Source organism: Parabacteroides sp. AF39-10AC (assembly GCF_003635405.1).
GTDB classification, from domain to species: Bacteria; Bacteroidota; Bacteroidia; order Bacteroidales; family Tannerellaceae; genus Parabacteroides; species Parabacteroides distasonis.
The window spans coordinates 104,289-116,940 of record NZ_QTLP01000006.1; the positions used below are offsets into that span (position 1 = coordinate 104,289).

The 12,652-nt window shown below is 50.6% G+C and carries 17 protein-coding genes and 3 pseudogenes; 10 read left to right on the forward strand and 10 right to left on the reverse strand.

Features of this window, described 5'->3' with window-relative positions; genetic code table 11:
• Positions 1-11: 11 nt before the first annotated feature.
• From DW033_RS07300 to DW033_RS07335, 8 genes are all read right to left on the reverse strand, one after another.
• Complete coding sequence (locus DW033_RS07300) at positions 12-386, reverse strand: hypothetical protein (RefSeq protein WP_005865964.1); 375 nt, start codon at positions 384-386, stop codon at positions 12-14.
• Positions 346-753 (reverse strand): phage holin family protein, encoded by a 408-nt coding sequence (locus DW033_RS07305; RefSeq protein WP_005861838.1) that lies wholly within the window; start codon positions 751-753, stop codon positions 346-348. Before DW033_RS07305 ends, DW033_RS07300 begins: the two co-directional genes overlap by 41 nt.
• 7 nt (positions 754-760) lie before the next feature.
• A complete protein-coding gene (locus DW033_RS07310) occupies positions 761-982 on the reverse strand; it encodes a YtxH domain-containing protein (RefSeq protein WP_005861840.1) in 222 nt (73 codons plus the stop codon).
• An 89-nt stretch (positions 983-1,071) separates the two neighbouring features.
• Entirely contained in the window at positions 1,072-1,923 is an 852-nt protein-coding gene (gene prmA, locus DW033_RS07315) for a 50S ribosomal protein L11 methyltransferase (RefSeq protein ID WP_121960996.1), read from the reverse strand.
• A gap of 78 nt (positions 1,924-2,001) precedes the next feature.
• Complete coding sequence (locus DW033_RS07320) at positions 2,002-2,448, reverse strand: N-acetylmuramoyl-L-alanine amidase (RefSeq protein ID WP_121960995.1); 447 nt, start codon at positions 2,446-2,448, stop codon at positions 2,002-2,004.
• Between the two features lie 318 nt (positions 2,449-2,766).
• On the reverse strand, positions 2,767-2,865 hold the full coding sequence (locus DW033_RS24480; protein WP_005861849.1) for a smalltalk protein: 99 nt from the start codon (positions 2,863-2,865) through the stop codon (positions 2,767-2,769).
• Positions 2,862-3,143, reverse strand: a complete 282-nt coding sequence (locus tag DW033_RS25305; protein WP_122382630.1) for a hypothetical protein — start codon at positions 3,141-3,143, stop codon at positions 2,862-2,864. Before DW033_RS25305 ends, DW033_RS24480 begins: the two co-directional genes overlap by 4 nt.
• 10 nt (positions 3,144-3,153) lie before the next feature.
• A complete protein-coding gene (locus tag DW033_RS07335; protein WP_122297357.1) occupies positions 3,154-3,651 on the reverse strand; it encodes an HU family DNA-binding protein in 498 nt (165 codons plus the stop codon).
• 227 nt (positions 3,652-3,878) lie between these two features.
• On the opposite strand from DW033_RS07335, the gene DW033_RS07340 reads away from it, so the two are divergent.
• Complete coding sequence (locus DW033_RS07340; protein ID WP_034527861.1) at positions 3,879-4,118, forward strand: DUF4248 domain-containing protein; 240 nt, start codon at positions 3,879-3,881, stop codon at positions 4,116-4,118.
• A gap of 224 nt (positions 4,119-4,342) precedes the next feature.
• Here the strand turns inward: DW033_RS07340 and DW033_RS07345 are convergent, their stop codons facing one another.
• Positions 4,343-6,148 carry a DUF3987 domain-containing protein gene (locus DW033_RS07345; protein WP_122297358.1) on the reverse strand — a complete coding sequence of 602 codons (1,806 nt, stop codon included), beginning with the start codon at positions 6,146-6,148 and terminating at the stop codon, positions 4,343-4,345.
• A 27-nt stretch (positions 6,149-6,175) separates the two neighbouring features.
• Positions 6,176-6,808, reverse strand: coding sequence for a BT4734/BF3469 family protein (locus DW033_RS07350; RefSeq protein WP_011965952.1), 633 nt, complete (start codon positions 6,806-6,808; stop codon positions 6,176-6,178).
• Positions 6,809-6,951: 143 nt separating this feature from the next.
• On the opposite strand from DW033_RS07350, the gene DW033_RS07355 reads away from it, so the two are divergent.
• From DW033_RS07355 to DW033_RS07390, 9 genes and pseudogenes are all read left to right on the forward strand, one after another.
• Positions 6,952-7,884, forward strand: coding sequence for a site-specific integrase (locus DW033_RS07355; RefSeq protein WP_122297360.1), 933 nt, complete (start codon positions 6,952-6,954; stop codon positions 7,882-7,884).
• A gap of 516 nt (positions 7,885-8,400) precedes the next feature.
• Entirely contained in the window at positions 8,401-9,522 is a 1,122-nt protein-coding gene (locus DW033_RS07360) for a transcriptional regulator (RefSeq protein ID WP_122297361.1), read from the forward strand.
• A gap of 53 nt (positions 9,523-9,575) precedes the next feature.
• On the forward strand, positions 9,576-9,977 hold the full coding sequence (locus tag DW033_RS07365; RefSeq protein ID WP_122297362.1) for a hypothetical protein: 402 nt from the start codon (positions 9,576-9,578) through the stop codon (positions 9,975-9,977).
• 14 nt (positions 9,978-9,991) lie between these two features.
• A complete protein-coding gene (locus tag DW033_RS24625) occupies positions 9,992-10,129 on the forward strand; it encodes a hypothetical protein (protein WP_172618146.1) in 138 nt (45 codons plus the stop codon).
• 2 nt (positions 10,130-10,131) lie between these two features.
• On the forward strand, positions 10,132-10,275 hold the full coding sequence (locus tag DW033_RS24630) for a hypothetical protein (RefSeq protein ID WP_008774046.1): 144 nt from the start codon (positions 10,132-10,134) through the stop codon (positions 10,273-10,275).
• 17 nt (positions 10,276-10,292) lie between these two features.
• Positions 10,293-11,417 (forward strand): MraY family glycosyltransferase, encoded by a 1,125-nt coding sequence (locus DW033_RS07370; protein WP_122297363.1) that lies wholly within the window; start codon positions 10,293-10,295, stop codon positions 11,415-11,417.
• Between the two features lie 83 nt (positions 11,418-11,500).
• Positions 11,501-11,644, forward strand: a pseudogene (locus DW033_RS07375) (DUF3791 domain-containing protein); the annotation flags it as partial.
• A 199-nt stretch (positions 11,645-11,843) separates the two neighbouring features.
• Positions 11,844-12,100: pseudogene (locus DW033_RS24870) on the forward strand (IS66 family transposase); the annotation flags it as partial.
• Between the two features lie 24 nt (positions 12,101-12,124).
• Positions 12,125-12,388: pseudogene (locus tag DW033_RS07390) on the forward strand (transposase); the annotation flags it as partial.
• Positions 12,389-12,652 lie beyond the last annotated feature (264 nt).

Below are 12,652 nucleotides of genomic sequence, written 5' to 3' on the forward strand. Positions count from 1 at the left end.
ATTGTTGGAGGTTATTTCTTTTTCTTGAATAAGAGATTTGAGAACCATTTTTTCGCTTTTTTGATTCCCCACGTCATAATAAATGGTTGAGCGAGATCCCAAGCGATGGGAATCATACCTTTCGCTATGGATAAATAGTCTGAGATCCCTAAAGCGATGGAGGGTTGTCCGGCCGTTACGGGAGCTGTGTTCTTGTCGTTTGTTTTTGTCGTTGACTTATTGCTAGGGAAAAGGAGAGACGATAGTCCGGATAACAACAAACTTCCGGCGTTCTCCTGTATATAAGAGAAATCCTCATTCAATTTCTGTTCCTGCCGCTTACATTGTCTCTGTATGCGTTCTTTGTCAGAAATCAGTTTCTCCAGTGGGGTTTGCTGGTTGTTCATCGTTTGTCGCATTATTTTTATCGTCATTCGCCGTCATGGCGGCTATTACCTCATTTAATACTTTTGTGCTGATCCTGTCCCTATTCATTATTATAATGCCGATAAGTAGCAGGTACAAGACCGCCACGATACCGAATCCGAACCCGGAGGAGCCGAGCCAATCCCCTAGGAAGAAGCCCAAGGCCAAGAATATGAACAAGATGGCGAAGAATGCCAAAAACAATAATATCAAGCCATATGAGAGAACGGCTATGACTTTACCCGTTCTCTCATATGTACTCAACTTTAGGAGCTCAAGTTTTAACTCCACATAAGCCGATACATCTTCTTTCAGCTCACGGAAGACTGTTCCTGAATCTTTCTCCATACAAAGCTTATTCAGCTACGATTTCTTCTGTTGCCTGTACTACTTCTTGCTTTCCTTCTTTATATTTGGCAAGAGCGGAGTTAAAACCTTCTTTTACTTTTCCGACAACACCGTTCAATTCTTCCAGTAATTGTTCTCTCTTATCTGTCGCTGCCAAATAACCTACAGCGGCACCAACAGCCGCGCCTACTACAAGGCCAAGTAATAATTTTGAATCTACGCTTTTCATAACTTTTTCTTTTTAGAAGTTTCCACTAAGATAACGTATTTATTTGGATTAAGGTTTATCCTTGTCTTAACTTTTGTTGTTAAAAAAAGTTATCCTTTTAAGACCTTCACGGCAACCCAGTTATTTCTTTCGTTATAAGAATCCAATTTCAGCCCGTTTTTCTGACATTCAGCTTCTATCGCCGGGATATCTTCTACATAAAAGCCGCTCATAAATAGGATGCTTCCCTGTTTCATACTGTTTGTATATTGACAAATGTCATTCAGGAGGATGTTCCGGTTGATATTGGCAAAGACGATGTCGAATAGTCCGAATTCCTTGATTTTCTCGGCGCCGCCCAAGGCAACTTGTATGTCTTCGGTATGATTCAGGCGGATATTCTCTAGGGCGTTGTTATAAGCCCATTCGTCGATGTCGATGGCCGCTACCCGTTTCGCCCCTTTCAGCCGGGCCAAGATGGCCAGCACGGCTGTGCCGCATCCCATATCCAGTAGCTCCTTGCCTTCTAGGTCTAGTTTCAGCATCTCACTTATCATCAAATAAGTCGTTTCGTGATTGCCGGTGCCGAAAGCCATTTTCGGGTCTATTATTATATTATATGTATAGCCGGGCTCCGCCTCGTGGAAGGAGGCACGGATGATGCATTCGCTTCCGATCCGGATGGGTTTGAAATAATTCTTCTCCCATTCCTCATTCCAGTCCTTGCTTTCTACCCATTTGGAGGTGTAATCGATCCGGGTATTCTCTAGCGGAAAGTCGGCCAGTTTATCATCCAATGTCTTTTTGTCGTATAAAGCCTCGGATATATATCCCAGCAAACCCTTCTCGCTTTCCGTAAAGCTCTCAAAACCGATTTCCCCCAACTCGGCGGCCAGCACGTCATTGATAATCTCTTTTTCGATAGGAGAGGTGTATGTGAAACTAAGTTCGTAGTAGTTCATGTCGTATCTTTTTGTTTATTTTCTATATTGTCCGCAAACATACGAAAAAATCTGTTGCCTATTCAAATATCACGAAGCCTAATACAATTCCGCATATTCTTTCTCCGCGTCGAAGCAGGGGCAAGCCTTGCGGATATAGGGGCTGAGTTGGTAATGTCCCAGGATATGCGCTGACGGGTAATCACGGCGTAGCTGCCGCAAGAGATCGAGCAGGGTACAACGCTGGGCGTAGGTGCGGGTATCAGCGGGAAGACCTCGCTCATCCAATCCGCCCTCGTAGCAAATACCCAGACTGTGATCGTTCCAGCCCGAGGCGTGTGCCCCGATCTGGTTCTCCGGCCGGCAGCGGTGCAGCTCGCCATCCCGGGTGATATAGTAATGATAGCCGATGTCGGCGAACCCACGATCCTTGTGTGCGCTTCGAAGCGCTTCCACGGGAAAATTCCGGTCGTACCGTGTTGCGCTGCAATGAATTACAAGGAGGCGAACCTCCCTGTAATTCTGGTAAAAGCAATATTGTTTCATTTTTATTCTTTTTTTAGTTTGTGTGTTACTTTTCTCTTGAAAGAAAAGTAACCAAAAGTTCAAGGCTGACGCGGACGGGCTACTCGTCGGCCTTCGCTCGCTGTCGCGTCCCAACTCGCTTCGCTCAAACAGGGACGCTCCTGTCGCTCACTTCGGCCGCCTCGCTTTACGCCCGCCCGCTAAGGCCGGAGGGAGAGCCGTTCCCGGCTCTTTGAGGAGAGGCCGGCCCCTTGAGAAAGACTGTCCTTCTGGGTAGAGGGTGTCCTCTTTGGGGGAGGTTGTCTTCTTTAGGGAGTGGGAACGGGTGGGGGAGGCTTGCTAAAACAATTGGCAAGCTTGCAGGCCGAAGGCTCCCGCAATGGCGGTAGCAACAGCGATGATCACTTTGAGAATGGTACTCCAAACAGACTTCTTCATGATAATTGATAATTAATAGTGAACAATGAATAATGAACAATGAATAATGATATCACGGACGATATAAGAGGAAAGCGGAGCTTTCCTTTGGACGGCCTCAGCGGACGGGCGTGAAGCGGAGAGACCGTAGCGAGCGCCCGGAGCATCCCTGTTTGAGCGTAGCGAGTTGGGATGCGACAGCGAGCGAAGGCCGACGAGTAGCCCGTCAGCGTCAGCCTTGACCTTTTGGTTACTTTTGGGTCAAGCCAAAAGTGACATACCGATTGGGTACAAGCCAAAAGTGACACGCTAGATCTCGTCAGGCGATTCCGAGTCGTCCCCTCCGGAAGCGGGCTTCTTGCTGATATCGACAGAGGTCTCCCCGGCCTTCTCCGCACGAAGCACGGCTTGCTGAGCCTTGCGGCTGGCCACCGGCTGGAACTCCAGTCCGGCGAAGATGTTCTTCAGGTCCTCACCCGGTATATACTGGATGTTGACACCGGTGATGTTTGTAGATGTGAATTTCTCAAGACTCTCCGCCCCCTCGTTGAGTATCTGTAGACGGAATTTGCCTAAATCGCCGAAATCCACCTGCTTTCCCTCTTGGAGGGCATCGAGCAGGTTCTCGACGGTGGAGATCAATACCGCTACCACGTCCGCACGGCTGACGGTGGTTTGCATGGATACCCGGCGACTCAGTTGCTTGAGCGACAGCTCTCCATTGATCTGTGCCGTGGCGTACGCTTTCGCCGGCTCGTCTTTCTTCAAAGGGTTGGGCCGAAGGGCCACACTGTAATTTAATGCCATAGTTTTGATAATTTAAAATTAAAAATTGAAAATTGAAAATGGGATCGATCTGTTTTCGATTACGAATGTACGACTTCCGGTTTCCTCCGGAATGAGTCTCGTAGAGGCGGTGTGAAATCGGGGTATATAAGGTGATAAAAGATGAATATTAGTGGATCGGATCGTTGCCGGATTCGTACTTTTTCAGTATCTTTATTCCTGTAAATGAATTGAAAAACACCTATTTTATGCAAACAAACAACGAATATCTGGATGAGTGGCCGGTGCGCCCTTATAGCAAACGGGAGTTGGCCATGGCCTATGCTCCCGATATCAGTCCGTGTTCCGCCCTCAACCGCTTGGCGGGATGGGTCCGGCATCATCAGAAGCTCAGCCATGAGCTGGATGAGACAGGCTACCAAAACCGGCAACGGATTTTCACCTCCCTGCAAGTGGAACTGATCTTTCGCTATTTGGGCCGTCCTTGAACGAGGATCTTCCACGTTCGCTTTCGCATGCGTATATCGGCATCGCTTCATGCGTATATTGACGTTAGCCCACACGTATATCGGCGTGGCCCTGTACGGGCGTAGGCGTGAGGCGATGCCGGTGTACGTGTGGGGCGTGCGAGTAATGCAAATAATGCAAGTAGTGCAGTACCTGTTTTCCCACACACGTGCGTACATACTTAAAAGAAGAGGAGGAAGAGGGATTATGTTTTCTTATAATCCCCTCGTTTTTCTCCCTTTCGGACGATTCCCTGTTTCTGCCAACGTTGCAAGCAACTGCATGCGGTGTTTTTGGGTATCTTCAGCTTCTCGGCTTCTTCCAAGAGGGATTGATAGGTGAAATCCGTATCCAAGGCGATGAAGAGACGTTCTTGGTCGGCCATGCCCCGGTTCTTCACCTCGTTGGCGGGAAGGAACGAGAGTATGTGTACGGCGTGTAGGTACATAGGCTCGGCCAAGGAAAGGACCGCTTGGAAATCATCCTCTTGGATGGAGAGATCCCAGCGGGTGATGATCCCGTCCTTGATGTTGTCGGCGCAGGTCTGCGGGTCTGGCGTGAGCCGGGGCGACTTGCGCAGGCTGGCGGCGAAGTCTCCCGCCTCCTCGCATTCCCCTGTTATTCGCAATAGGGCGACGATCGACAGGATACGTCCGATATTGATGGCCATCCGTACGACGGAGCTGTTCATCTCGTTGCCGGTGCCCTTCCGGGAGCGCTCGAACAAGGTTTGGAACACCTCGTTGAAGGAGACGATTTGCGCGTCGGTCAAGCGAAGCGAGATCACCCCCAGTTTCTGGATCTCTCTCAAGTGAGCGATCCAGTCCTTGCCCAATTTCTGGAACTCCAGCGACGTGTCGGTCCGCTGTAGGCTGAACTGGTTGATCCAGTGAAGTACACGGGGCATATAATAGAACATTTGCCGGGAGAACAATCCGTTCTCGCTGGAAGGGATCAGCGGCTTCACCTGCCCGGGTGTTCCGCTTATCAATACCGACAGGTGTGAGTGCCGCAGCTCCCGATACTCCCGGTCTGTCCGCCGGTTGTAACTGAGTGGGTCGTGATCGAACGAGCTGCGGATCACCTCGCTCCAATGGCCATAATCCGAGGCGATGGAGTTGCTGACCATGTCCGCCTCGGTCTCGCAGATGATCCCCACGCCGCCCGAGTCGATGATATTCTGCAAGATACCGGTACCGGTGTTGTTGCCGGAGAATATAAACATACGGTTGAGAGGCATTTCCGGCTCCTCGGCTTTCGCCTTTTCCCGTCCCAAGGAATTGAAGGAGGTCATCTCTTTCTTATACCTTTTCATCTCCTCCGCCACGGTCGCCCGGATCTCGTCGTGGATCGGTTGCACGAGCATTCGCGTCCACGCGAGCACGCCTTTTCCGGAGGCGGGGGGAGCGACGACGAAGGTTTGCAAACTGGAGAAGAACCATTTGCCTCCATATAGGAACCGCAGCGTCTGGGCGAGCGAGGCGCCCAAGGTGGTGAGCCCGCCCAGAAGGAGTACATCCCGTTGCTCCCGGCTCTGTCCGAACGCCATGATCTGCCGCAACATCCGGGGCCACTCATGCCCCTCGGGGAAGAAGGGCAGGTGGGTGAACGGATCGACCTGCTCCTCGATCTCGGTCTCTACATTATTATCGCACGCACGTGTGTGGGAAACAGGTGCTGCATTATTTGCATTACTTGCATTACTTGCGTGCGTATTGCGGGGGCGGCTTGGAGGCTCCAAGCGTACGCCCGCCAGTTCGGCCAAGTGGAAGGCCGTACCGAGGTGTATCCTGTGGTCTCCCTTTTTCAAGGAGTTGGAGAAAAGTCGTTCGGCCTTCTCCCGGTTAAACTTCACCGATAGGGAACACAGGGCGATGAAACCTTCTCGTCCTGCCTCGCCGCAATCGTTGGCGATGGCAAACGCCAAGCGTACGTATTCACAATATCCGGGGGCGATATCTACACCCGCCGAACGAACCGCTTCTACTAAGCGGGATAAACTGTCTGACATGTAATTTATGATTTATGAGTTATGATTTCAAATCCTAAAGAGTGCGTTGGGATCATGACATAGGAAACAGGAGCGGACGATGTCTTTGCCGCTCGGGTCTACTTTCTGGGAGCCTCGCGTCTCTCCGTCGCCATACACATATTCCACGTAGTTCATTACGCCTAGGATATGCTCGGAGATATAGGCGGGTGTCTCGTTTCCGGGATGTTCCGGATAGGGGACGAAAGCCTTTACGCCTCGTTCGCTCGGGCTGATGAAGCAGAGAGCGGGGCATAGGTAGGCATCGTCGAACAGCTGTCTTCGGAGAGCTTCCGCCTCCGCGGTAGAGTCCAATCCGTCTACATCCACTACTACCAATCCGCTCGGGGCTAGGAGCCGATCGCTTTTCCGGTAGGAGAAAGTCCCGCAAGGCGTGACATACGGTAGCGTTTGCCGTTTCAGCTCGCTGAATCGTTCCTTGTCACCCGTCTCAAGCGGGAGGCGGAGCTGCCGGGTGAGGCGTTCGAGGGCCGGATCGCCGGTGATGAGTCGGGCCACCTCCTGTAAGGTGACTTCTCGACTGGGATATACGGTAGCCGGTCGTGATACTCGTCCCGTTAGGCTATCTTTGACCGGTGAGATCGGGGCTGCGAAAAGGGACATTTTAAATTCATTTTTCATGTATTCTTTTTCTTAAGATTAACGGCGGTGAAGGTCGGATTAATAAAATAAAGTGCGGGACGAACAGTTCGTCCCAATGTTAATGGTGTTGACATGATTAAATAAAAGATAACAGAATAAACAAGGATTTAAGGAGGATTTATATGAAAAAAGAAGACGTGGTGGGGGGTATGTTGGCTTATATAGCCCACCTTCGTGAGGTGGGGCGTTATTCCACGGCGAAGAGTTATCTGGACGCTTTACGCTCGTTCAAGTGTTTTTGCGGGATGGAGGAAATCCCTTATGCCTATATAGACAAAGAGAGGCTCTTGCTTTATCAGGCATGGCTGTCGAAGCGGGGCTGTATGCGCAATACGGTGTCCACCTATATGCGGCGAATCCGGCATATCTATAACTTGGCGGTGGAGGCTGGCGAGGTTTCGTATATCCCGAATCTGTTCAAGGGGGTGTTTACAGGCGTGGAGAGCAAGCGGAAGAAGGCGTTGCCTCTGGATAGCTTGCGTTCGTTGATGGGGACTCCGAGAGTTGAGCCGGAGATGCGGAGAACCCAGCTGTGTTTTTGCCTGATGTTCTCGTTCAGCGGGATGGCGTTCGTGGATTTCGCCCATTTGCGGAAAGAGAATGTCAAGGACGGGGTCTTGTCGTACCACCGTCAGAAGAGCGGGTCTTTCATCCGGGTGGAGATCCCGGCCGATGTACGGCTCTTGTTGGATGAGTTGGCGGTTTGCACGGACAAGGACTCGCCTTACCTGTTCCCGTTTCTGAGCGGGAAGAAAACGGGTGAGGCGGCCTATGCGGAATACAACGGCGCCTTGCTGCGCTTTAACCGCGCCTTGAGGTCGCTGGCGGAGACTTGTGGTGTGGGTGAGCCGGTCACCTCGTACACGATCCGTCACTCTTTCGCCACGACCTTGAAGGAACAGGACGTACCGATCGAGATGATCAGTGAGCTGTTGGGGCATACGTCTATCAAGACCACGCAAATTTACTTGAAGAGCTTTTCCTTGGAACGTCTGTCGGCGGTGAACCGGGCTTGCTTCGAGAGCGTGTATAAACCGGTATCCGAGGTAGGGTAAGAGATTGGCTACTCGGGAAGTAGCGTATTCTTTCATGCTGCGAATATAGTAAAAAATAACTAAAAACAAGCGAATAGATCCGCTTGTTTACTCATTGTAGGCGTTTGATCCTCTCGATTCTTTGATTTTCCCATTTTATCCTAAACGTATAGACATGGTGACGCGGGTGAAACGACCTCTTGTTCCCGGTATCATTCCACCATGCCTCATAACCTGTGTGTGTATCCCTGTAGAGACGGGGCGTGCCCCGTCTCATCTCCTCAAAATGGTATTTAAATTACCGTCAGACGATGGGAGACGGAGCACGCTCCGTCTCTACAGCTGGGTAATTTTCACCTCCTTTTACGCTACTTCCCGAGTAGCTAAATATTCACTAGGTATGGTAATTTTCAGAAATGCCATATTTGAAAACTTAAAGTGCTGTGTGTTAGGCGTAAATAGGGTACGCTTGGCAGGGCTTTGAATTGTCGTTTAATCAGAGGGGAACTCCTCGTATATCTTAGGGAAAAGAGAATCATGCCGACGCGTATTTTGAGAAACGATCGCCCGAAGGGGGGCTTGACACAGGCCGGCAAGCGTCATGACTTGAAAGCCGTGCGCTGGTACGTGCTCACGCTTCCTACCGCCGCGGGTGGACGGCGTGACCGGATCAGTCCCTCCAAAGGCTTGGACGTGGAGCTTTCCCGGCGGGAACGTCGGGGAGAGACTCTTTTCGAGTATTTCGCCCCCTCGTACGTGGAGGTACGAAAGGTGGGTGGCAAGCTGGTCAACACGAGGCGACCTTTGCTGTTCAACTACGTGTTTATCCGTTCTTCGGTAGAGGAAATCTTCCGCATGAAGCAGGCACTCCCCTTGTATAATTTCCTTCCCCGTGTCTCTTCCGGGAGTACGACCTATTTCCCGCACCTCTTGGATCAGGAGATGGCGAATTTGCGCTGGGTGGCGGAGGCTTACTCCAACGAGCTTCCGGTGTACGTGCCGGAGAGTACCCGCTTGTTGAAGGGGGATCGGGTACGCATAACATCCGGTTATTTTACCGGGATGGAGGCCGAGGTGGTGATCCAGCCGGGCGGCGGTCATAAGGAGGTGATGGCGCGCATACTGGATTGCATGTGGGTACCCTTGTTCGAGGTGAAGGCGGGTGAGTACGAGTTGATCGAGTTGAACGCGAAGAGCAAGCACGTTTATACCCATCTGGACAACGACCGCCTGTCGGAGGGCCTGCACGAGGCCTTGGGACGTTACCATGCTTCCGGCAGTGTCTGCGAGGAGGATCGACGATTGGCCGGCGAGGTACTGCGGGGGTATGCCTCTTTGCGTGCGGAGACAGACGTGATGCGCTGCAAGCTGTGCGCGTTGCTCCTCCCGACCTATAAGCTGTCGGGCGATGAGGAGGCTTTCGTTCGCTTGCACGACACGATGCGCGGCTTATTGCCTGTCGTGAAAGCACCGCAATCCCGTGCCCTGTTGCTGGTCACCTTGTACGGCTGTACGGATAACGCTCTCTACCGTCGCATGGCACACGAGCTAGTGGATCCTTGGCAAGTCGATCTCTCGCCTAAGAAAAGTAAATTATCCTTGATCCGCCGGCTGGGCGACTATGATAGATGGCTGGGCCACGAATCGGTTGACAGTTGAGAAGTGGCAGTTGACAGTTTAAATCATAATCCAAAATTCATAATTCAAATTTGATGTCTACCCTTCCTTCCGGCGTTCGTTTGGTGGCGTTGCTGAACGACCATTTGTGCGAGATCATGGGGCGCGAGCGTGCGAACCATACCTCCATGCACTTGTATTGTACGGGGCCTTACTGGGTCGCCTTCGAGCGTTCGGCCTATCAGTTACGCCGTGCGTTCCCGGACAGCGAGACCACGCCGATGCGCCTGTTCGGGTATCCGTTTCCGGTCGTGATGGTGTCCGTAACGGATCGCTCGCTGCGTTCGTACGCCCGCAAGCATATCTTGCGGATCGACGAGCCGGATTATAAGCGATTGACCGTCCCCGTTTTCCCTGCGGAAGATTACCGGTTGTGGCACGACCGGGAGGTATCGGGACTGCCGTATCCCCACACGTACGGATTTCAGAGAAATTAATACGATTATCACATATGTACCGACAACAATCCTTTCCCCGTCTGGGTGATTACATCGACACGCTGCTGAAAGTCACCAAGCTGACCAAATCCATCGTCTGCGTAACCGGAGGTATGGGCGGCAGTACCTATAACGCTTTAAAAAAGGTATAGACATGCATTTCAGCATCTATGTCCGTCTGTTGGACCTCCTTTGGGAACATCTGGATGACGAGGATCGTTTCCGCCGGCTGGCCCACGAGGCCGTGGAGCGGTATATCGCTTACATGCGGGGGAAGATGGATGGAGGAAAGAATTAATCTTATACGTTAGGATCATGCAAACATCTTTGTTTCTATTATTCGGTTTCCTGTTTGCCGTATCGCTCGGCATGGTGATCATCCCGAGGATCTTGGTGATTTCCCATAAGAAACGGCTCTATGATGTCCCGGACGCCCGTAAGGTACATACGATGCCGGTTCCCCGTCTGGGTGGGCTGTCCTTTTTTCCGGTGATCCTGATGTCGATGTTCTTGGTGATCGGTTTTCGTCTGTACTTTTGGGATATGGACACCTCGAGCTTGTCATTCAATATGCTTTATGAGTACCTGTTCCTGTTCGTGGGCATGACGCTGCTTTATCTGGTGGGTGTTTGCGACGATCTGGTCGGTGTAGGCTACCGCTATAAGTTCGCCGTGCAGATCGCCGCTGCGTTGCTGCTGGTGCTATCCGGCAACTGGTTCGACTCGTTTGGTGGCTTGTTCGGTATTTACTCGGTGCCGGTTTGGGTAGGGGTGCCGTTTACGGTGTTTATCGTGGTATATATAACAAATGCCATTAACTTGATTGATGGTATCGACGGCCTGGCCTCGGGCCTGTGTTGTATCGCCTTGTCGGTCTTGAGCGTGATATTCTTTCTTCGTGGGCAGTATGTTTACGCCTTGTTGGCGATCTGTACGCTGGGTATCCTTATGCCCTTTTGGTGCTACAACGTGTTCGGTAACGCCAACCGTGGACATAAGCTTTTCATGGGGGATGCCGGCAGCCTTACGCTGGGCTACGTGATCAGCTTCCTGATCATCCACATGAGCGTGACGAACGAGGTCTCTCCGACATTGTCCAACCCGTACATGGTGATCGCTTTCTCTACGGTACTGGTTCCGCTGCTGGACGTGATCCGTGTGGTCTTGCATCGCCTGCGTGAGCACAAGAATCCGTTTTTGCCGGATAAGAATCACTTTCATCATAAGTTGTTGCGCACGGGGATGCGGGTGCGGATAGTGATGGTTTGTATCATTGCGATTTCCGCTTTCTTTATCCTGCTTAATAGCTCGTTGGCATGGCGTGTTGACATAACCTATTTGTTTTTCTTAAACCTCTTTTGCTGGAGTATATTGCATGTAGGCTTGAATGGGCTGATTAAGCGTAATCGGGAACGGAAAGAGAGCGAACAACTGCGGTAAGTGAAGAATTATTATCGGGATAGGTGTGGGGAAATCGTAAATGTGATTTTATTTGTAGATAAAGAAGGATAAATATAAGACTCATGGATACTCGACAAGCAGAAATAGGAGATAAGATCCATTTTGCGGTGATGGCCATAGAAGCCTCCGCCAAGGAAATGAGTATCTCTCCGATGGAAATGCGTAGACGTTTGGAAAAGGTCGGATTGGTGCGTCGTCATCTTCTATGATATGCGCACTTATTCTATGTTGCATGATAGCAAGTATGGACTTCATTTGATGAGTGACGATTATATTTTAAATGATTTATTGAGGGAACTTGGGGACAGGCAGTGAGTAGTTTGATCTGCGCTAAAGGTTGTGCCGATGCTGTTGTTAAAACAGCAAACTATATTTATCTATTCGAATTCAAATTGAACGGCACTGTTAGATAATAATTTAGCGGAATGAGCGATCTGTAAGTTGACCACCCGGCGAAACACCGCTCTACATTATGGAAGTGATGGTGGGCTGAAATGGCTACCACTTATCATAGCGTGATAGGAACCGTGAAGTTACAAGGGAGTTCAGCCTGGGTATTCATCGGGACATTTTTCCATAAAATCTTTAATGGCTGTAGGGATTATCAGAACTTAATCCCCGCTAAGATCTCATTAGCCAATGGGGGAGACGCGACCAAGTAGGGTCATTATTATAAGAAGTATGTATGGGCCTTGGTGAATAAATTGGAGAATGTCACTTATTTCTTCTATGACAACGAGGAGGATGACAGCTGCGGCAGCCGTCCCATAGAGACATTCTTGGGAAGTTTCCTCGGGAGCATACAGTCTGATGGCTATGTGGTTTACAAGCACTTGGCGGAGGTGACCCCTCACTGTGAGTTCATACTCTGTTGGGCGCATGTACGCAATAAGTTTGCCATGACCTTTGAGGCGAACAAGGACGCGGATGCGGAATGGTTTGTCCAGTAAATAGGAGAGTTGTATAAGATAGAGGCAGAATGTATCCTGAAACACTTGAAACCTCCCGAGATAAAGAAGCGACGGTGCTAGGATGATGTAACGTCAATGGCTATATAATACATTATAAATCGTTAAATTTAAAAATAATCAAAAGTTCATCCTCTTGATTTTTAAGAGGGTGAACACTATTGAGTGCTTACGATCGCTCCCCCCCCCCCCCCCCCCCCCCCCCCCCCCCCCCAACATATAGCCCGGCAAGACCTCACCGTTATA